Below are 19524 nucleotides of genomic sequence, written 5' to 3'. Positions count from 1 at the left end.
CTGCGCGACCCGCGATCGGTATGACAACGCTGAAGGTCCTGCGGACCGTTGCGCAGCTTTCGGCACCTCCGCAAGCGCAATGCCGTAGGGCCGCGTCAGGCGCGCTGCTGGATTAAAGCCTGACGCAACTCGGGGGTTTGCGCTTCCCAGTACACCGGCTTGCCAGCGATGATGGCGGCCACCGGCAAGCCATCGCGCAGCACCAGGCGGTTGCCGCTGACGGCCGGCACCTTGACCCCCGGCAGCAAGGTGCCCGCTACGTTCAGCGGGTCGCTGGCGCTGATGGCCACCAGGCTGTCATCCAGCGCGCGTTTGCGCACCTCGCGCAGCACCGGGATGGCCTCCGGCAGGGCAAACTGCTCGCCGGCCAGGCCGCCGACAAAGCGGCCGCCACGCACCTCGCCGCGAGCTTCCAGGCGATGATAGGTACGCAACAGTTCGCGCCAACTGGGCAGCCAGTCCGCCTCACGCTCCAATAGCCGCCAGAACACCACGCCATAGCGGCGCAGCAAGGTCATGGCCACCGCCTCCAGCGGCTCCTCGTCACGCTGCTGCACCGGGCGCAGCAACGCCCAGCGCCCAGCGTCGTCCATGCCGCCGATGAAGGCGCCGCGCCCCCGGCGGGGGCTGCGGCCCTGGCGTTTGCTGGCCGGGGTGATCAGTGCGCGCAGGCCGGCAAAACTGTCGGCGCTGACCAGCCCGGCGGCCACCAGCTCCTGCAACGTGGTTTCCAGTTCGCTGCGCAACAGGTGCGCATCGGTGCCCAGCTCATCGAAAAACAACGCGCCCTGCTGGCTCAGCACGTCATGCACCTTGCGTGCCCGAGGCGACAGTTCATCAAGGGTCACGGCCGCCGACAAGCCTCGCCACAGATTGGCCCGCGCCCGGGGCAACAGCACAATGGGCGTTGCGCGCAAGGTGGCGGTCAGCGGTTTGCCGCTGGCAGCCAGGCGCGTCCACAGGGTCTTGCCGGTGCGGCAGGCATCGTCCAGCCACTGGCCGTTGTAGTCGCGCAGGCGGCTGGGCAACAGGTCGCTTTCCCAGGCCCCGGCCGGTGCGCAGTAACCTTCCAGTTGGTCGAGCACCTGGGCCAGTGCGCCCGGCCCTTGCAAGCGGGTAGCGCGGTCCAGGTGTTGCCACTGCAACAGGAAACGCATGAAGTCCTGCAGGCTCACCGGTTCGATTTCCCGGCGCAGGCGCTTGATGGTGTAACGGTGAATGCGCGCCAGCAGATGGCGCTCGCACCACTGGCTGTCCCGCATGCCGGGGCGGAACTGGCCGCGCAGCAGATAGCCCTGGCCTTCGAGGCGGGCCAGGGCGTGTTCTATCGCCGCCAAAGGCTGGTTCAACGGGCCGGCGATTTCCCCCAGGCGCAGCGGCGCGAAGCCGCTCAGGCGCGCCCGCAGCAGTTCCTGACAGGCGCTGTCCGGGTCCCAGGCGTCATCGAAACCGGTCAACGGTGTCAGGGGTGGGACGCAGGTGGCCTGGGGGTAGATGGCCTGCATCAGCGTCAGGCGCTCCACGCTCAACCACAGCAATTGGTCGTTGCCCACGTCCATCAAGGTCGCCCGCCCGCCGGCGGCCAGCGCCTGCAGCCAGCCCTGCCATTGGGGGTGGTGGCCAACTTCACGGCTATTGATCGCGGCCAGTTGCATCAGGGCTTCGTGCATTTCGTCCAGGCCCTGGGGCGCGGGCCAGGCTTCCAGCGCCACCGCACTGATGGCTTCCGCGTCCAGGGCACCCAGGTCATCGGCGGCCTGGGGCTCGCTCCAGCGCCGGTTGAGCACGGCCTGGGTGCGCCGTTCCTCCAGCGGGGCGTCGTCCAGAAAGGCGTAGGGGCGGGCGTTGAGAATCGCCGCCGCCAATGGCGACGGCGCGGGCAGGTCGCGGCTTATCAGGCGCACCTGGCCTTGTTCCATGCGCCGCAGTAAGGCCAGCCAGGCTTCGCTGTCCATGGCTTCGTGCAGGCAGTCGTCGAGCGTCTGTTCCACCAGCGGATGATCGGGAATATCGCGCTCGCCAACGATGTTTTCCAGGCAGGCGATCTGGTCGGGAAACACCGTGGCAATCAGGTCTTCACTCTTCATGCGCTGCACGTGCGGGGCCACCTTGCGCCCACCGGCAAAGCGTGGCAACGCCAGGGCGACGCCGGTAGCCCAGCGCCAGCGCACGCCGAACAGCGGGGCGTCGAGCACGGCCTGGATCAGCAAGTGCTCGGCGCTGTTGCTGTTGAGGTAGCGCCACACCTCATCCAGCTCGAAACTGTGGCTGGTGGACAGTGACAGCACGATGGCGTCCTCGCTGGCCGCCGCCTGCAATTCGAAGTTGAAGGTGCGGCACAAGCGCTTGCGCAAGGCCAGGCCCCAGGCACGATTGACGCGGCTGCCGAACGGCGTGTGGATGATCAGTTGCGTACCGCCGGACTCGTCAAAAAAGCGCTCCATGATCAACGTGTCCCGGGACGGCAGCGCGCCCAGGGCATTGCGGGTACGGGCCAGGTAATCGACCAGTTGCTCGGCGCTGTCGGCGCCCATACCCAGGGTGGATTGCAGCGCCGTGACCACGGCGGGCACATGCCCGGCCTGCACGGCAAGCTGGGCATCGATGTGCGCTTGCAGGCGGGCCACGGCGAATGACAGCTCGTCACTGCGCCCCGGCGCCTCGCCCAGCCAGAACGGGATATTGGGCGGCTGGCCCTGAGCATCCTCCACCCGTACCCGGCCAGTCTCGATGCGCAGGATACGGTAGGAGGTGTTGCCCAGCTGAAAGATGTCGCCGGCAATGCTTTCCACGGCGAAGTCTTCGTTGACGCTGCCTACGTTGAGCCCCTGGGGTTCGAGCACCACGCTGTAGTCGGCATTGTCGGGGATGGTGCCGCCGCTGGTCATCGCCGTCAGTTGTGCGCCGCGGCGGCCGCGCAAAGTAGCGCTGACGGCGTCGCGGTGCAGGTAGGCGGCGCGCACGCCCTGGCGGCCGCTGTAACCCTCGGCCAGCATGCGCAGCAGCGCCTGGTAGTGGGCGTTGTCCAGGTGCTGGTAGGGCATGGCCCGGCGTATCAGAGCCAGCAGGGCGTCCTCGTGCCATTCCTGGCAGCTGACCTCGGCGATGATCTGCTGGGCCAGCACGTCCAGTGGCGCCACAGGAATGTGCAAGGTGTCCAGCTCGCCCCGGCGCACGCAGTCCAGCAGCGCCGTGCATTCGATCAGGTCGTCCAGCGAAGTGGCGAACAACCGCCCCTTGGGGGTGCCGCCAACCTGGTGGCCGGAGCGGCCCACCCGTTGCAGGAACGCCGAGATCGACCGCGGCGAGGCGATCTGGCACACCAGTTCGACGTCACCAATGTCCAGGCCCAGCTCCAGCGATGCGGTGGCTACCAGCACGCGCAGGTCGCCGCGCTTGAGCCGCTGCTCGGCGTCCAGGCGCCGCTCCTTGGCCAGGCTGCCATGGTGGGCGGCCACGCCATCACGGCCCAGGCGGTCGCTGAGGTGGCGGGCCACGCGCTCGGCCAGGCGCCGGGTGTTGACGAACACCAGGGTGGTGCGGTGCTCGCGCACCAGTTCAGCGAGGCGGTCGTACACCAGCATCCAGACGTCATTGGCCATCACCGCGCCCAGCGGTACGGGCGGCACCTCGATGGCCAGGTCGCGTGGGCGTGCGTGGCCGATGTCGATCACGGCGCAGGGCCGTTCATGGCCCACTAGAAAGCGCGCCACGCGCTCGATGGGTTGCTGGGTGGCGGACAGGCCGATGCGCCGCAACGGTACGCTGCACAAAGCCTGTAGCCGCTCCAGGCTCAGCGCCAGGTGGCTGCCGCGCTTGCTGGCAGCCACCGCGTGAATCTCGTCGACAATCACCGTGGTGACGCTGCCGAGCATCGTGCGGCCCGACGCCGACCCCAGCAACACGTACAGCGATTCCGGGGTGCTGACCAGAATGTGCGGCGCCAGTTTGCGCATGGCTGCCCGCTCTTTCTGTGGGGTGTCGCCGGTGCGCACCGCAGTGCGGATCGGCACCGGGGGCAGGCCCCTGGCCTCAAGCTGCTCGGCAATGCCGGCCAGGGGGCGTTGCAGGTTGATTTGGATATCGTTGGACAGCGCCTTGAGGGGCGACACGTAAACCACCAGCGTTTGCTGCGGCAGTTCGCTGCCCAGGTGCACCAGGTCGTCAATCACTGCCAGGAAGGCAGTGAGGGTCTTGCCCGAGCCGGTGGGCGCCGCCACCAGTAGCGATTCGCCGGCCTTGATCCGCGGCCACGCGGCGGCCTGGGCCGGGGTGGTGGCCGGGAAACTGTGCTGGAACCAGGCGCGCACGGCGGGGTGGAAGCCGTCGAGCGCCGGGTCGTCGAAGGCGGGCAGGGTCATGCACTATTGATGCGCCACCCGCGCGCAAGTTTCAACCCGTGTAGCGGCTGCCGCCAGGCTGCTACGGTATACTGCGCGCTTTTTGGGGCCTGCCATGAGTCGAACCATTCACATCGCCGCCGCCTTGCTGATGGGCCCGGACGGCAAGACCTTGCTGGTGCGCAAACGCCATACCCTGGCGTTCATGCAGCCGGGCGGCAAGATCGAGCCCGGCGAGCAGCCGGTGCATGCCCTGGCCCGTGAGCTGGACGAGGAACTGGGCGTACGGATCGACCCCGCGCAAGCGCAGTACCTGGGTGCCTTCAGCGCGCCAGCGGCCAACGAGCCGGGTTTCGAGGTGCGCTGCGAGCTGTTTCGCGTAGACGTAGCCGGGCCAGTGACCATCGCCGCCGAGATCGAAGAGGCCGTGTGGGTGGACCGTGAGAGCCATGCACAGCTGGCGTTGGCAGCGCTGACCCGGGATCACATCCTGCCCATCTTCGCCGCCTTGTAGCCGCGGCCAAACGCGACGGCTGCAAACGGAAATATCAGCGCACCGCGCTCACACCTTCCAGCGTCGAAAACGAGGTGTCCTTGGCTGTCAGCAGGAAGTCGCGCATGTACGGTGCATCGAGCATGTCGGCGCGCACGGCGGCGTACAGCGTGGCAAACAGGCCTTTCTCGCCCAGCCGCTTGCCCTTCACGTAGCCGCGCGAGCTGTATTCATGCAGCGCCCAATGCGGCATGCCGCATACGCCGCGGCCACTGGCCACCAGTTGCATCATCATCACCGTCAGCTCCGAGGTGCGCACGTGCGCAGGCTCAACGTCGGCCGGTTCCAGGAAGCGGGTGAAGATGTCCAGGCGGTCGCGCTCCACCGGGTAGGTGATCAGGGTTTCGCTGGCCAAGTCCTCCGGCACGATATAGGGCTTGCTGGCCAGCGCATGCTGGTTGGCTACCGCCAGCATGGCTTCGTACGTGAACAGTGGCACGTAGGTAATGCCGGTCAGTTCCAGCGGGTCGCTGGTCACCACCAGGTCCAGGTCGCCGCGCGCCAGTGCCGGCAAGGGCGCGAAGGCGAAGCCCGAGGCCAGGTCCAGCTCCACTTCCGGCCAGGCGTCACGGAACTGGTCAATGGTGGGCATCAGCCACTGAAAGCAGCTATGACATTCGATAGCCATGTGCAGACGCCCGGCGGTACCGCCCGCCAGGCGCGCGATGTCACGCTCGGCGCCGCGCAGCAGCGGCAGGGTGGCATCGGCCAGTTGCAGCAGGCGCAGGCCGGCGCTGGTGAACCGGATAGGCTTGGTCTTGCGCATGAACAACGGTAGGCCCAGGCGCTCTTCCAGTTCCTTGAATTGGTGGGACAGGGCCGACTGGGTCAAATGCAGGCGCTCGGCGGCCTCCACCAGGCTGTCCGCCTCGCGCAAGGCGTGCAGGGTTTTCAAGTGACGAATCTCGAGCATGACGGCCTCTATGAATAAATCTTGTGATCAACACGAATATATTGAGTTTGTCTCATGTTGGGCGGGATGTCGATAATGAGCCATCGATTACGGAGTCACACCCATGGCAGTCACCACCCCCCACGACCTTTCGTTCTACACCCAACGCCTGCTGGACGAGGTCGAACAGGCCCGGGCGCGTGGCGAAATGCCGAGGCCAGTGCTGATGGGGCCGTTGAGCTACCTGTGGCTGCACCGCGCCAACGGCAGCGACGTACGTGCCTTGACCCGGCTTGAAGGGCTGTTGCCGGTGTACGGTGAAATCCTCCAGCGCCTGGCGCGCCTGGGCGTGGAGTGGGTGCAGATTGACGAACCCATCCTCACCCACGATTTGCCCCAGGCCTGGAAAAGCGCGTTCGAGCGTGCGTATCACATCCTCCAGTACTCGCCGCTGAAAAAGCTGCTGGCGGTCTACGGCGGCCCGCTCCAGGACAACCTGGGCCTGGCCGCGCACCTGCCGGTGGATGGCTTGCACGTGGACCTGGCCGGTGCGCCGGAGCAGTTGACCGCCGTGCTGGACCGCGTGCCCAGCTATAAAGTGCTGTCCCTTGGGGTGGCTACCGATGGCGCCGACCTGTGGTGCTGCGAGCTGGAAACCGTGCAGGCACAACTGCAGCCAGCGCGCCGCCGCTTTGGCGACAACCTGTGGCTGGTGGGCGCGCGCTGGCTGGCCGACCTGGGCGGGCTGCTGCCCGATTTTCGTCCGGCATCGGGGGCGTGCCCCATCACCACGTGATGACCGCCTGGCGCCGTTCATCAAACTGTCACTGAACTGTGGCAGCGCGCTCGCCTGAAGTTCATCAAACTCGCGCTCTACTGGGGATCTGCGTTTTTGGTGTTTTTCATGCGGGCAATTCTGTTTCTGGCGGCACTGTTGTGCAGCCTTTCATCCTTTGCATCTTCAACGTGCGACGTCAACGTCCCGGTGCAGCACGCACCGCTCAAGGACGTCAACCTGGCGTATCAAAGCATTGGCCGTGATTCGGACCCGGCGTTGCTGCTGGTCATGGGCCTGGGCGGGCAACTGATCCACTGGCCTGACGAAGTGGTGATTGCCCTATGCCAGCAGGGTTTTCGAGTGGTTCGCTACGACAACCGTGACGTCGGCCTGTCCAGCTGGGTGCAGGCGCCCGACAGCGCCAACCTGACGTTCGAAGTGCTGCGCTACAAACTGGGTTTGCCTGTCTCGGCTCCCTACAGCCTCACCGACATGGCCGCCGATGGTCTTGGCCTGATGGACAGCCTGCACGTGGCGCGCTTCCACCTGCTGGGCGCGAGCATGGGCGGCATGATTGCCCAGCACATGGCGGCCATGGCGCCCCAGCGGGTCGAAAGCCTGACGTTGATCATGAGCAGTTCGGGTGACCCGGGGCTGCCCATGCCCAGCCCGGCCTTGCTGCAACTGCTGGCGCGGCGCAGCGCGCCGAATCGCGAGGTGGCCATCGAACAGCAGGCCGACCTGCTGGCAGCCCTGGGCAGCCCCGACGTGGTGGACGATCGCAGGATGCTGTTGCAGCAGGCGGCGGTGTCCTACGACCGGGCGTTCAACCCCGAGGGTGTGAAGCGCCAGATCCTGGCGATCCTTGCCGAGCCCAGCCGCGTGGCGTTGCTCGACCGGCTGCGGGTGCCGACCCTGGTGGTGCATGGCACGGCCGACCCGTTGTTGCCGGTGATGCACGGCGTGCACCTGGCGGCGCATATTCGCGGCAGTGAGTTGCGGCTGATTCCGGGGTTGGCCCATCGCTTCCAGGAAGCGTTCAAGGCGCCGTTGCTGGCGGCGGTGCTGCCGTACCTGGATGCGCAGAAGCTGCGCGATGCGCCAGTGGCCGGCCTGTAAACCCTTCGTAGCTAGCGGTGCTATCTTGCAAACTTGCTGACTTGGATGGCGAGCTTTTTCAGCCGGTACCACAGGCTGCGCTCGCTGATGCCCATCAGTTGCGCGGCAGCCGCCTGCACACCGTTGGTTTGTTGCAGGGCCGCGAGAATCCAGGCTTTCTCCACTTCCGCCAGCTTGCCGTCCAGGTCGGCAGGCACGCCGCCAGGGGTGCTTTCTTCGCTGGGGCTCCCGGTGGCATCGAACAGGTACGCTGGCAGGTCTTGCTGCTCGATGGTCGCGCCCTGGGCAACAATGGTGGCCCGTTCCACGCAGTTCTGCAGTTCACGTATGTTGCCCGGCCAGGGGTAGTTGAGCATCGACTGCATGGCCTGGGGGCTGAAGCCGGTGATGCGCTTGCCGGCTTCGGCACCCAGCAGGCCGGCGAAGTGGTGGGCCAGGCCGGGGATGTCCTCGCAGCGCTCGCGCAAGGCAGGCAGCGGGATGGGGAATACGTTGAGGCGGTAGTACAGGTCTTCGCGAAACTCCTTGCGCGCCACGGCTTCCACCAGGTTCTTGTGGGTGGCGGCGATCACGCGCACATCCACCTTGCGCTCGCGGGTGTCGCCCACCGGTTCGATCAGGCGCTCCTGCAAGGCACGCAGAATCTTGGCTTGCAGGGCCAGGGGCATGTCGCCCACTTCGTCGAGGAACAGCGTGCCCTTGTCCGCCTGCTGGAAACGCCCGATACGGTCGCTGACCGCGCCGGTAAAGGCCCCCTTGCGGTGGCCGAACATTTCGCTTTCCAGCAACCCCTCGGGAATGGCCGCGCAGTTGACCGCCACGAACGGCTGGTCGGCGCGATTGCCGTGCTGGTGAATGGCACGCGCGACCATCTCCTTGCCGGTACCGCTCTCGCCGGTCAACAGGATGGTGGCGCTGCTCTCGCGCACCGAATCAATGGCCTGCAGCACGCGGCGAAAGGCCGGGCTTTCACCCACCAGGCTGTCGAATTGCTGGTGCTGATTAAGCTCGGCGCGCATGCGTGCGTTGTCGCGCAGAATATCGCGAAACTGCAGGGCCTTGTGCACGGTGATGTCCAGCTCGTCGATGTCGAACGGCTTGGCAATGTAGTCGAAGGCGCCATTGCGCATGGACTGCACGGCATTCTTCACCGTGGAGTAGGCGGTCATGACGATCACCGGCACCTGGGGAAAGCGCTGCTTGATCTCGGCCAGCAGTTGCGGGCCGTCCATGCCCGGCATGCGCCAGTCGCTGATCACCAGGTCAATGCTTTCCTGCTCCATGACTTCCAGTGCCAGCAGGCCGTTGCCTGCGGTGAACACCTGCACCTCGCCCTGGCTCAGTGCCGACACCAGCAAATCGCAGAGTTTCGGTTCGTCATCGACTACCAAAACGTTATGGCTCAAGACGGCTCTCCTTCGCGGGCCGGGATGTACAGGTTGAACGTGGCGCCTTGCCCCGGGGTGCTGATGCACTCGACACGACCGTCATGGTTTTCCATGATCGAGAACACTTTTGCAAGCCCAAGGCCGGTGCCGGAGGCCTTGGTGGTGACGAACGGGTTGAAGATCCGTTCCTGCAGTTCGCTGGAGATACCTTGGCCATCGTCTTCGATGCTCAGGCGCGTATCGGCGCCCTGGCTGGCGATGCCCAGCGTCAGGTGACCGCCGTCGGGCATGGCGTCGATGGCGTTGAGCACCAGGTTCAGGCAGGCCTGCTTGAGCTGGCGGCTGTCGGCATACAGGGTGGCGCCGGCGGCCAGGTCATCGATGCGTGCGTGAATGTTATGGGTGGCCAGCTCCGGGGCGCAGAAGCCCAGAATTTCTTCGAGCAACGGCCGCGCCGGCATCACCGTGCGGATGGGCGGGCTGGGTTTGGCGAAGTCGAGGAACTCGGTGATCAGTTCGTTGATGCGCGTGACCTCGGAAATCACGTACTCCAGGTGGCGCATGTCCGTCTCCGGCAAGGCCGCGCGGCGGTGCAGCAACTGCGTGGCCGTCTTAATGATGCCCAACGGGTTGCGGATTTCGTGGGCCAGGCCCATGGCCACCTCACCCATGGTGTGCAGGCGGTCGCGCCGGCGCATCTGCGCTTCCAGGTGTTGCAGGGCCTGCAGGCCTTCGGTCATGTGGTTGAAGGTCACGCCCAATTCGGCCAGTTCATCGTTGCCCAGCACTTCCACGTGTTGGCTGTAGTCGCCGGCGGTCACCGCGCGCACGCCTTCGGACAGGGCGCGCATGGGCCGTGTCAGGCGCCGGGTGACCAGGGTGCCGACGCCCAGCGACAAGGCCGAACTGAGCAGGAATATCAAGGCAAACAGGTTGCTCTGGTTGACCAGGCCCAGCAGGCTACTGTGGCGCAGCAGGCCGCTGAACACCACGCCCTGGAGGTTACCCTTGTCGTTGAGCAACGGCCGGTAGAGGCCGCTGTACTGGCTGGTAAACTGCTCGGTGGGGTCTTTGGTGTCGCGCAGCACTTGCTCGATGCGGCGTGGTAGCAGCGCGGGGTGGTCTTCGAAGCGCTGGCTGGAAAACACCTCGGCGAAGCCATGATCGCTGGACAGGTACAGGCGCAGGTCCAGGGTGTGCACGTCGGCCACGCTGGTCAGGAAGCTGTTGTCCAGAAAGGTCGCCACCAGCAGTTGGTAGTCTTCGCCGTCCTGCTGGGTAGGGAAGGTCGACACCACGGTGCCGATGGTGGTGCCACCGTTGTGAATGGTTTGCAGCACTGCGTCGGGGGCCAGGCTGATCTGCTGTACCACATCGGCCGTGGCGGTTGAGAACACCACCTTGTGGTCGCGGGTACGGATCAGGGCCACCACGTCGATGCCCATGGCATCGGCAATGTCGCTGATGAGTTTGTCCTGGTGCTCGGCTTTTTTCTCGGTGGGTTCGTCGGCCCGGGCATAACGCAGGAACAGTTGGGCCACGCGGGCGTTGTCGCGCAGTATCTCGCTGATTTCGTCTTCGACGATCTTGGTCGATTCCTGCAGCCATACGCGCACGTTGCTGTCGAAAATCTGTGCCAGGGTAGTGGCGGCCAGCTCGGCGGCGATCATCGTCGGCACCACGCTGACCAACCAGAACGCCAGGATCAACTTGCGTTGCAGGTTCCAGCGCGACAGTCGAAAGGTGGACGGTTTGGGTTCAGGCGGTGTCATCGATACTCGCTTATCTGGCAACTGCGCGGGTCCGTGGGAGCGGATTCTACCCGCGAAGAAGGCTCCACGTCGTGTTTGGGGCACCGCAGCGCCTGCTTCGCGGGTAGAACTCGCTCCCACGCAAAGCGCAGATTAGCATGTGGTCCGACGCGAAGCGTCGGGTGTATCAGGATGCCTGGGCAAGGCCCGGTGCGTGAAGCTGAATGAACTCCGCGCTGAGGCTGATCACTTTCGGGTATTGCAGGTCCACGGTGATCATGTGGTAGCAGTCGTCGAGCAGGATCTTGGTCACCGGGCCGCCGATGTGCGCTTCGATGTAGTCGGCGTTCCAGCGGCTGGTGATGTCGTCTTCGCTGGAGTGCAGCACCAGCGCCGGCGCCTTGATCGACGGCATGCCGCGCTTGACCTCGGCCACCAGGCGATGCAACTCGCGCACGCTGATGCCCGACATGGTCAACAGCCCGGCATTGGCACTTTCTCCGGCTTTCATCTGTTTTTCGACGATGGCGCGCAACCGCGGGTTTTTGATCCCGTAGGGCGGTTTTTCGTTGAAACGGCAGATGTGCACGCCGAACGGGAAGGCCATGAACAAGGGCGTCAGTCGCGCCACCCAGGGCATGTTCCAGCCGTCATAGCGCAAGGTGGTCGAGTACAGCAGCAACCCGGCCACCTCGCCTGGCCGCTGGGCGGCCAGGTGCATCGACAGGACCGCGCCCATCGACAGGCCACCGACGAACACCTGCTCGTGCACCTTGCGGATGCCTTCGAAGGTCTTCAGCGCACTGTTGTACCAGTCGCGCCATGTAGTGGCTTGCAGATCGGCGTTGTCCCCGCAGTGGCCAGCCAGGGTGGGCACGTACACCGTGTACCCACTCTTGGCCAGCCCCTGGGCAACCTTGCGCAGCTCGGTGGGGGTGCCGGTCAGCCCGTGGATCAGCAGCACAGCCACAGGGCCGTTGCCGAGCACGAAGCTGGCGTCGCCAACACCCATATCGATCTGCGCGGCACTCACTTCTTGGTTACCCGGTGCAGCAGGCGGTCGAGCAGGGCGATGGCCAGGTCGATTTCCGGGTAGCTGATTTCCAGCGACGGAGCCAGGGTAATCACGTTCTTGTAGTAGCCGCCCACGTCGAGGATCAGGCCCAGACGCTTGCCGTCGATTTCGATGTCGCCCTTCATGCCTTCCTCGACCATTTCGTCGAGCTTGGCCTTGTCCGGGGTGAAACCGTCTTCGCCACAGATTTCCATGCGCAGTGCCAGGCCCAGGCCGTCGACGTCGCCGACGATCTTGTAGCGCTTCTTCAGGTCTTCCAGGCCAGCCAGGAAGTACTTGCCCTTGGCCATGACCATGGCGCCGTAGTCGACTTCGCTGGTCATCTTGAACATTTCCAGGCCCACGGCAGTGCCCAGTGGGTTGGAGGCGAAGGTGGAGTGAGTCGAACCTGGTGGGAAGATGCCCGGGTTGATCAGCTCTTCACGAGCCCAGATACCGCCCAGCGGGTTCAGGCCGTTGGTCAGTGCCTTGCCGAATACCAGTACGTCGGGTTTTACGTCGAAATGCTCGATCGACCACAGCTTGCCGGTACGGTAGAAGCCCATCTGGATTTCGTCGACGACCATCAGGATGCCGTGCTGGTCCAGGACCTGCTTCAGCTCGCTGTAGAAGTTCATCGGCGGGATCACGTAGCCGCCGGTGCCCTGGATAGGCTCGACGTAGAAGGCTGCGTATTCGCACTGCTGGGTTTTCGGGTCCCATACACCGTTGTATTCGGTTTCGAACAGGCGGGCGAACTGCTTCACGCAGTAGCTGCCGTACTCTTCCTTGGTCATGCCTTTAGGGCCGCGGAAGTGGTACGGGAACGGGATGAACTGTGCGCGCTCGCCGAAGTGGCCATAGCGCCGACGGTAGCGGTAGCTCGAGGTGATCGACGAAGCACCCAGGGTACGGCCGTGGTAGCCGCCTTCGAAGGCGAACATCAGGCTCTTGCCGTTGGAAGCGTTACGCACCACTTTCAGCGAGTCTTCGATGGACTGCGAACCGCCCACGTTGAAGTGAACGCGACCGTCCATGCCGAATTTCTTCTTGGCATCGACCGCGATCATTTCCGACAGCTCGATTTTGCCTTTGTGCAGGTACTGGCTGGCGATTTGCGGCAGGGTATCGATCTGCTGCTTCAGCGCGTTGTTCAGGCGCGGGTTGGCGTAGCCGAAGTTGACCGCCGAGTACCACATTTGCAGGTCGAGGTAGGCTTGGTCGTTGGTGTCGTAAACGTAGGAACCTTCGCAGCGGCTGAAAATGCGCGGTGGCTCGATGTAGTGAACGGTGTCACCGAACGAGCAGTAGCGCGATTCTTTGTCCAGAAGGATCTGGTCTTCTTCGCTGGTGATACGCGGGATGTTAGACATGGTGGAAGAGTTCCTGCTGTTCTGAATTAAGGTGTGGAACGGTGTTGCGGGTGTCTTGCGGCAGGGCGGCCAGCAGCGCTGGCAGCTCGGCGAAGGAATCGAAGCGGGCGTGGGCGATGCCATTGCGTTCGCAGTGGTCGGCCAGGCTGCCTTTGGCAAAGACGAAGTCGGCGGTGCCGGCCACGCACATGTCGGATTTGCCGTCGCCAATCACCAGGATGCGTTTGCTGGCGGGCGAGGACTTGCATTTGCAGTTGCCCGAGGCGGCGCGGCAGGCGTCGCTGGCGTGGGGGAACACGATGCGCCAGCTGTCGGCGTCGACCTGGCGCAGTTGGTTGGCGATGATCGGCAGCAGCGGCGCGCCGTTGCGCGCCAGGATGCGGGCGATGGCCTGTTCCAGGCCGTCACTGACCACGGCCAGGGTGGCGCCACGTTCCAGCACCAGCTCCACGAAGGGGGCGAAGTCGGGGTCGATGGTGACGCTGTCAAAGTATTCCAGCAGCTGTGCCGGCTGGGCCTTGACCAGGGCCAACTGTTGGCTCAGGCATTCACGCGAGCCGATCTCACCGGCCAGCCATTGCGCTTCGATGGCTTCCCAGCGCGGATCGGCGAAGCGATCCAGGATGTTGTCGATGACGTCGCTCGGGGTGATGGTCCCGTCGAAGTCACACACGATATGCCAGTGCATCATCTGCAGTTACCTATGGTCAGCAGCGCACTTTGCGCTTGCCAGGGGTAAGAGCAGGGACCGTGCCAACATGCGCAGGTCCATGTTTGGCGGGCTCTAGAGCATGGCTGCATGGCCCAGGCTACAATTTTTGTAGGTTGCTACAAACAACATGAGTGCTTGCGCGCCCACCTCCGCGTGCGCGTTCATGCGCGTACGAAAAACGTCGCGAGAACTTCAATGTCACGAATCAACCGGCTGTTGGCGCTGTTGCTGGCCAGCCTGTCCACCGGCGCCTGGGCCACCCCGTTGACCGGCGATGCCGGCGTGGGCCTGTCCTACCAGCCCAGCGACCCCACCGGCAGCCATTACGAAACCAAGCCCATGCCTTACCTGGACCTGACCTGGGGCAACTTCGGCCTCGATTCCGATGAAGGCCTGACCTGGGCGGCGCTCAAGACCGGCAACGGCTGGAGCGCGGGCCCCATGACCAACCTGGTGGAAGGGCGCAACGGCAACGACCGTCTGCGCGGCCTGCGTGACGTGCCGGACATGGTCGAGCTGGGCGGTTTCGTGCAGTACAGCCCCGTGGACTTCTGGCGCGTGTATGCCCAGGCTGGGCGTGCCGAAGGCGGCGGTCATGGCCAGGGCGGCGCGCTGGGGCGCGTGGGTACCGAGCTCGATTACCCGCTGGGTGGCGGGGTGTTCGGCGCCACGGAACTGGTGGCGCATTTCGCCGACCAGCGCATGAACCAGACCTACTTCGGCGTCGACGCCAACGAAGCCCAGGCCAGTGGTATTGGCACCTACCGCGCCAGCGGCGGCCTGCAGAACTGGACCCTGAGCCAAGGCGCGCAATTCCCCCTGGCGCCGCACTGGTCGCTGCTGGCCAACGTCAATTGGATACACCTGGAAAACTCGGCGGCCGACAGCACCATCGTCAGCCAGCGCGGGCACGTAAACCAGGGCGAAGTGCAGACGGCGGTGGCCTACAAGTTCTGAATGCTCGTATTGCGCGCAGGCTCAGTCGGCCTTGTTGACCCGCGTCAGCCATTGGGCCATGGCGCAGTCTTCGAGGGCGTACTCGCCGCGGTTCGCCTTCCACACCAACTCTTTGTCTCGCAGGGCGTCGAGGGCCTTTTGCACATTGGGCGTGGAAGCGTTTGGCTCTGCGTGGGCCTGTTCCAACTTGCGGTTCACGTCCTCGAATGTCTGCTCCGCAAAGGGCGCAAATGCTTGTTTTCCTATCGTCCGTTCAGCCATGACATTGAGCACTGCCAGTTGCAATGCAGACAGGTCATTGCAGGCGCTTTCGTAGTCGCTCCAGATACCGGCCTGGTGGTTAAGTGCCCCCGTGCGCAGTAGTTCACCCAGATTGCTCGCCTCGCCTCGCCCAACGCTGACTTCAGTCAGCAGTTGATTGAGCATTTCCGGACGCCGGCCGACTCGCTCGAAGGCGTATTCCATATCGTCGGCGCTGAACTGATTGCTGTCGGCGAGCCGCTTGTTCCACAGATGGGTGGCAAACTCGACGAAATCATGCCCCAGCAGGGGAAATGAGGTGATGTTCGCGCCAAAAAAGGGTTGTTTGCTCTTGAGTACCAGGTTGGCGAGTTTGTCCCGGCTGGAGCCTGTGAAGACCAGGCGTATGCCATCTGGTTGCAGGCCACGGTTCAAGTGATCCCTGGCTGCCTTCAAGGCAAACATGGCATTGAGGCCGCTTTCGCTATTGAGCGCATGCTGCGCTTCGTCGACGATTAGCACGATCATCTTGCCGGAGATGCTGTGCAACACCTCCAACGCCTTTGCCAGGGTGGTGCCGGAGGGTAATTGTGGCTTGCTGAAGTCCCAGCTAAGCGTACGCAGCAGGCTGATTTTCTCGACCCCAGCTTTTTTTGCCGCCTTGCTCACCGGGTTTTCGAAGCGGGCGAGGGCGGCGCCAATTGCCCCTGAGATGAGTTGGGCCGGATCACTATCACGGGCTGCCCACAAGTCGACATAAACGGCGAGCCACCCGCGGTTTTCGCACTCTGGGATGAAGTCGTTGTTCAGAAACGTGCTTTTGCCGGTGCGACGGGGAGCAGCCAGGAACAGGCCGGAGCTGTAATCGACAAACGACTCACCGGCCACATCACGGGCCAGGGCTTGCGCGAGCAGCGAACGCTTGAACAGTGGGCGTGATGGCGACATCGTTTATCCGTTAATATCATGCCTTAGATATTTTATAGTATGCAGGATATATTAGGTATATACAGCCTCTTTGCTTCGCGACTCATCGTTTATCCGACGCTGCTGCCTCAGGGCTGCAGCTTCGGGCTGATGGTCATGACAGGCCGTATTTCTTGACCTTGTCGAACAGTGTGGTCTTGGCCATGCCCAGGTCGATGCTGGCCTGGCTGAGGTTGCCGTTGTTGCGCGCCAGGGCGTCGCTGAGCAGGTTGCGTTCGAACGCTTCCACCGCCTCGGCAAAGCCGACGCCCGATGCGCTTTGCGTGCCGCTTTTCTTGAACGCCGGCAGGCCCAGGGCGTAGCGCTCGGCGACGTTGCGCAGTTCGCGCACGTTGCCCGGCCAGTCGTGGCTCATCAGCCGTGACAGGGTCTGGTTGTCGAGCACCGGTATCTCGCGGTCGAAGCGCAGCGCCGATTGTTCCAGGAAGTATTCGAACAACTGCAGGATGTCCTCACGGCGCTCGCGCAGCGGCGGCAGTTCCAGGGTGACCACGTTGAGGCGGTAATACAGGTCACTGCGGAAGCCGTTGTTGCGGCTCAGCTCATCCAGGTCTGCCTTGGTGGCGGCAATCACCCGGCAGTCCACCTCGATGCTCTGGTTGGACCCCAACCGCTCCAGGGTGCGTTCCTGCAATACCCGCAGCAACTTGATCTGCAAGTTCAACGGCATGCTCTCGACCTCGTCGAGGAACAGCGTGCCGCCATTGGCGTGTTCGATCTTGCCGATGCGGCGCTTGCCGGCACCCGTGAAGGCGTTGGCCTCGTGGCCGAAGATTTCGCTTTCGAACAGGTTCTCCGGCAGGCCGCCGCAGTTCAGCGCCACGAATGGCTGTGGCTGGCGGCGGCTGAAGTCGTGCAGGCAGCGCGCAACCAGTTCCTTGCCGGTGCCGGTCTCACCCTCGATCAGCACGTTGGCCGAGGTGTCGGCGACGTTGGCAATCAGTTCACGCAGGTTCTGCATGGCCGGCGAACGACCGATGATGCGCCCCTCCAGGGTACTGCGGCCCGCCAACTGGCGGCGCAGTGAGGTTACTTCGCGGGCCAGGCCGCGCTGCTCCAGGGCGCGACGCACCACGTCCACCAGACGCTCGGGAGAGAAGGGCTTTTCCATGAAGTCGTAGGCGCCACCGCGCATGGCGCCCACGGCCATGGAAATGTCGCCATGGCCGGTAATCAACACTACCGGCAGGCTCGGGTCACGGGCCTTGAGGCGGTTGAGCAGTTCCAGGCCGTCGATGCCCGGCAGGCGAATGTCACTGACGACAATGCCGGCAAAGTCGTCGCCGATCAGTGCCAGGGCTTCTTCGGCGCTGCCTACGCCCTGGCAGGGAATGTCTTCCAGGCTCAGGGCCTGCTGGCACCCAAGCAGCACATGGGGATCGTCCTCGACGATCAGTACGGTAAGCGAGGTGTTCATGACGGCTCGGCTGATGAAGAGGGCGGTGGGGGAACCAGCGGCGGCAGGGTCAGCACGAAGGCGGTGCCGCCTTCGTCCGGGTGTTCGGCAGCCAGGCTGCCGCCCGCTGCCGAGGCCAGGCTGGCCGACAGGGTCAGGCCCAGGCCGAGCCCCTGCTCGCCGGGTTTGGTGGTGAAAAACGGTTCGAACAGGTGCTGGCGGGTCTGCGGGTCAACACCGTGGCCATTGTCGCGCACCCGCAGGCGGTAGCGACCATCTTCAAGGCTTTCACCTTCCAGCCATAGCACCGGGGTGGCCACGCCTTGCATGGCATCCAGGGCGTTGCCGGCCAGGTTGCCGAGAATCTGCTCCAGGCGTGTCTGGCTCATGGGCAGGGTGGCGTCGCTGTACTGCCGGTTTACCTGCACGCCCTGTTCCTCGATGCGTGCTGCCAGCACTTGCACAGTGGCGTCCACGGCCTGGGCCAGTGACGCGCGGCCGCGGTCCTCGCCGCGGCGGGCGAACGAACGCAGGCTGGCGGTGATGCGGCCCATGCGGTCGATCAGTTGGTTCATGGTGGCCAGGTTGGTGCTGGCGGTGTCCAGGGCGCCGCGTTGCAGGAACCTCACCGTGTTGCCCGACAGGGTGCGCAGGGCCGCCAGTGGCTGGTTGAGTTCATGGGCAATGCTGGTAGACATCTGACCGATGGCCGCCAGTTTGCCCGCTTGCACCAGTTCGTCCTGGGCCTTGCGCAAGGTTTCTTCGGCTTGGCGCCGTTCGCGGATCTGGCTCTTGAGGCGCTCGTTGCTGGCCCGCAGGTTCTCGGTGCGTTCGGCAATGCGCCGTTCCAGCAGGTTGTTGGCCTCTTGCAGCGCTTCGCGGGCGGCCAGGCGCGTGGCGATGACCTTGCGCCGCTCATTCCAGGCAATGAGCAGGAAGGCCAGCAAGGCGAAGGCCACGGCCACCAGCACGCCCTGGATGATGGCCTCGCGGCGCAGGTCCTGCAGCGGGGTCAGCAGAGTGAAGTGCCAGGGGGTGTCTTTGAGCTCGCGCGTCTGCGCCAGGTAGCTGACCTCGCGCTGGCTGCCGGGGCGCGGGCCAGCGGCGGGGAAGCTCAGGCGCTCCACGCCATCGGCCAGGGTTTCGCGCTCCAGCGGTTGCAGTTCGGTCAGCGAGAACCAGTAATACTGCAGGCTGCGCGCCAGGCGCTCCTTGATCTCCGGGGTCAGCGGCCGTACCGACTTCAGCCGCCGTGCCGGGTCGCTGGAGAGAATGATGATGCCGTTCTCGTCACTGACGAAGGCTTCCAGGCGCGCCTTCTGCCAGCGCTCCTCCAAGGACTCCATGCGCACCTTGACCACCGCCACGCCGACGATCTTGCCGTGCTCCTCCAGGCCATGGGCCAGGTAATAGCCAGGTTCGCCAGTGGTGGTGCCGATGCCGTAGAAGCGACCGTCCTGGCCGCGAATGGCGTCCTGGAAGTAGGCGCGAAAGGACAGGTCTTCGCCCAGGTAGCTGTTGGCATCACGCCAGTTGCTGGTGGCCTGCACGCGGCCGGTGGTGTCCAGCACGTACACGGCGCTGCTGTGGCTACGACGGTTGAGGCCTTCCAGGTAGTCGTTGACGGCCTGGCGGTGGCCTTCGCCGTCGGGGTCGGCCAGCAGCGTCGAGACGCTGTCTTCCAGCTCCAGCAGGCTGGGCAGGAAGGTGTATTTGTTGATCTCGCTTTCCACGGCGCGGCCGTTGAGTTCCAACTGCCGCTCGCCACTTTCGCCCAGGGTGCGAATGCCGTTGTACAGGCTGACGCGATAGCCGGCATAACCCAGGCCCACGGTCAGCAGGAGGATCAAAGGGGGCAGGAACAGTTGGCGAATCAGACGGGGTTTCACGGCAAGGGCAGGCGAGGTCGCACGGGAGTGATCAGGGTCGCATTTCATCACAGTGCCTTGGGGCCTGCCAGCGGCGGGTACCCGAAACAGGTACC

13 protein-coding genes and 1 pseudogene are annotated in these 19524 nt (G+C 64.5%); 4 read left to right on the top strand and 10 right to left on the bottom strand.

Going from position 1 to position 19524, the window contains the following annotated elements; translation table 11 throughout:
* Nucleotides 1–95: 95 nt before the first annotated feature.
* Nucleotides 96–4361 (bottom strand): DEAD/DEAH box helicase, encoded by a 4266-nt coding sequence (locus tag PMM47T1_RS20250; RefSeq protein ID WP_008372417.1) that lies wholly within the window; start codon nucleotides 4359–4361, stop codon nucleotides 96–98.
* Between the two features lie 94 nt (nucleotides 4362–4455).
* Between PMM47T1_RS20250 and PMM47T1_RS20245 the strand changes: the two genes are divergently transcribed.
* Nucleotides 4456–4854 carry an NUDIX hydrolase gene (locus PMM47T1_RS20245; RefSeq protein ID WP_008372416.1) on the top strand — a complete coding sequence of 133 codons (399 nt, stop codon included), beginning with the start codon at nucleotides 4456–4458 and terminating at the stop codon, nucleotides 4852–4854.
* 34 nt (nucleotides 4855–4888) lie between these two features.
* On the opposite strand, the gene metR is transcribed toward PMM47T1_RS20245, so the two are convergent.
* Entirely contained in the window at nucleotides 4889–5806 is a 918-nt protein-coding gene (gene metR / locus PMM47T1_RS20240; protein WP_008372415.1) for a transcriptional regulator MetR, read from the bottom strand.
* Between the two features lie 88 nt (nucleotides 5807–5894).
* Between metR and PMM47T1_RS20235 the strand changes: the two are divergent.
* Together PMM47T1_RS20235 and PMM47T1_RS20230 are read left to right on the top strand one after the other, a co-directional pair.
* A pseudogene (locus tag PMM47T1_RS20235) lies at nucleotides 5895–6497 on the top strand (5-methyltetrahydropteroyltriglutamate--homocysteine S-methyltransferase); the annotation flags it as partial.
* Between the two features lie 192 nt (nucleotides 6498–6689).
* Nucleotides 6690–7682 (top strand): alpha/beta fold hydrolase, encoded by a 993-nt coding sequence (locus PMM47T1_RS20230; RefSeq protein WP_081492684.1) that lies wholly within the window; start codon nucleotides 6690–6692, stop codon nucleotides 7680–7682.
* Between the two features lie 20 nt (nucleotides 7683–7702).
* On the opposite strand, the gene PMM47T1_RS20225 is transcribed toward PMM47T1_RS20230, so the two are convergent.
* The 5 genes from PMM47T1_RS20225 to PMM47T1_RS20205 all read right to left on the bottom strand — a co-directional run bounded on the left by PMM47T1_RS20225 (nucleotide 7703) and on the right by PMM47T1_RS20205 (nucleotide 13939).
* On the bottom strand, nucleotides 7703–9088 hold the full coding sequence (locus PMM47T1_RS20225) for a sigma-54-dependent transcriptional regulator (protein ID WP_008372412.1): 1386 nt from the start codon (nucleotides 9086–9088) through the stop codon (nucleotides 7703–7705).
* On the bottom strand, nucleotides 9085–10842 hold the full coding sequence (locus tag PMM47T1_RS20220; protein WP_008372411.1) for a sensor histidine kinase: 1758 nt from the start codon (nucleotides 10840–10842) through the stop codon (nucleotides 9085–9087). The genes PMM47T1_RS20225 and PMM47T1_RS20220 overlap by 4 nt, the downstream gene beginning before the upstream one ends.
* 166 nt (nucleotides 10843–11008) lie before the next feature.
* Nucleotides 11009–11833 carry an alpha/beta hydrolase gene (locus PMM47T1_RS20215; RefSeq protein ID WP_008372410.1) on the bottom strand — a complete coding sequence of 275 codons (825 nt, stop codon included), beginning with the start codon at nucleotides 11831–11833 and terminating at the stop codon, nucleotides 11009–11011.
* Between the two features lie 17 nt (nucleotides 11834–11850).
* Nucleotides 11851–13248: an aspartate aminotransferase family protein gene (locus PMM47T1_RS20210; RefSeq protein ID WP_008372408.1), complete on the bottom strand. Its 1398-nt coding sequence runs from the start codon at nucleotides 13246–13248 to the stop codon at nucleotides 11851–11853.
* Nucleotides 13241–13939 (bottom strand): MtnX-like HAD-IB family phosphatase, encoded by a 699-nt coding sequence (locus PMM47T1_RS20205; RefSeq protein ID WP_008372407.1) that lies wholly within the window; start codon nucleotides 13937–13939, stop codon nucleotides 13241–13243. The genes PMM47T1_RS20210 and PMM47T1_RS20205 overlap by 8 nt, the downstream gene beginning before the upstream one ends.
* Before the next feature lie 216 nt (nucleotides 13940–14155).
* Here PMM47T1_RS20205 and PMM47T1_RS20200 point away from each other — a divergent pair, with 216 nt between their 5' ends.
* Complete coding sequence (locus PMM47T1_RS20200; protein WP_008372405.1) at nucleotides 14156–14917, top strand: MipA/OmpV family protein; 762 nt, start codon at nucleotides 14156–14158, stop codon at nucleotides 14915–14917.
* Nucleotides 14918–14938: 21 nt separating this feature from the next.
* On the opposite strand, the gene PMM47T1_RS20195 is transcribed toward PMM47T1_RS20200, so the two are convergent.
* From PMM47T1_RS20195 to PMM47T1_RS20185, 3 genes are all read right to left on the bottom strand, one after another.
* The gene (locus PMM47T1_RS20195) at nucleotides 14939–16105 is read right to left on the bottom strand and encodes a hypothetical protein (RefSeq protein WP_008372403.1); all 1167 of its coding nucleotides are present in this window, start codon (nucleotides 16103–16105) and stop codon (nucleotides 14939–14941) included.
* 133 nt (nucleotides 16106–16238) lie between these two features.
* Nucleotides 16239–17561, bottom strand: coding sequence for a sigma-54-dependent transcriptional regulator (locus tag PMM47T1_RS20190; protein WP_008372401.1), 1323 nt, complete (start codon nucleotides 17559–17561; stop codon nucleotides 16239–16241).
* A complete protein-coding gene (locus PMM47T1_RS20185; protein WP_008372399.1) occupies nucleotides 17558–19477 on the bottom strand; it encodes a sensor histidine kinase in 1920 nt (639 codons plus the stop codon). Before PMM47T1_RS20185 ends, PMM47T1_RS20190 begins: the two co-directional genes overlap by 4 nt.
* Nucleotides 19478–19524 lie beyond the last annotated feature (47 nt).

This window comes from Pseudomonas sp. M47T1 (assembly GCF_000263855.1).
Taxonomy (GTDB): domain Bacteria; phylum Pseudomonadota; class Gammaproteobacteria; order Pseudomonadales; family Pseudomonadaceae; genus Aquipseudomonas.
The sequence above is the reverse complement of the archived record's forward strand: the minus strand, read 5'-3'. Positions and strand labels throughout refer to the sequence as shown.

Coding starts and splice junctions, on each gene's coding strand:
- PMM47T1_RS20215 (WP_008372410.1), bottom strand. CDS start 11,833: ATGGGTGTTGGCGACGCCAGCTTCGTGCTCGGCAACGGCCCTGTGGCT.
- PMM47T1_RS20185 (WP_008372399.1), bottom strand. CDS start 19,477: ATGAAATGCGACCCTGATCACTCCCGTGCGACCTCGCCTGCCCTTGCC.
- PMM47T1_RS20250 (WP_008372417.1), bottom strand. CDS start 4,361: ATGACCCTGCCCGCCTTCGACGACCCGGCGCTCGACGGCTTCCACCCC.
- PMM47T1_RS20200 (WP_008372405.1), top strand. CDS start 14,156: ATGTCACGAATCAACCGGCTGTTGGCGCTGTTGCTGGCCAGCCTGTCC.
- PMM47T1_RS20205 (WP_008372407.1), bottom strand. CDS start 13,939: ATGATGCACTGGCATATCGTGTGTGACTTCGACGGGACCATCACCCCG.
- PMM47T1_RS20230 (WP_081492684.1), top strand. CDS start 6,690: ATGCGGGCAATTCTGTTTCTGGCGGCACTGTTGTGCAGCCTTTCATCC.
- PMM47T1_RS20210 (WP_008372408.1), bottom strand. CDS start 13,248: ATGTCTAACATCCCGCGTATCACCAGCGAAGAAGACCAGATCCTTCTG.
- PMM47T1_RS20245 (WP_008372416.1), top strand. CDS start 4,456: ATGAGTCGAACCATTCACATCGCCGCCGCCTTGCTGATGGGCCCGGAC.
- metR (WP_008372415.1), bottom strand. CDS start 5,806: ATGCTCGAGATTCGTCACTTGAAAACCCTGCACGCCTTGCGCGAGGCG.
- PMM47T1_RS20220 (WP_008372411.1), bottom strand. CDS start 10,842: ATGACACCGCCTGAACCCAAACCGTCCACCTTTCGACTGTCGCGCTGG.
- PMM47T1_RS20195 (WP_008372403.1), bottom strand. CDS start 16,105: ATGTCGCCATCACGCCCACTGTTCAAGCGTTCGCTGCTCGCGCAAGCC.
- PMM47T1_RS20190 (WP_008372401.1), bottom strand. CDS start 17,561: ATGAACACCTCGCTTACCGTACTGATCGTCGAGGACGATCCCCATGTG.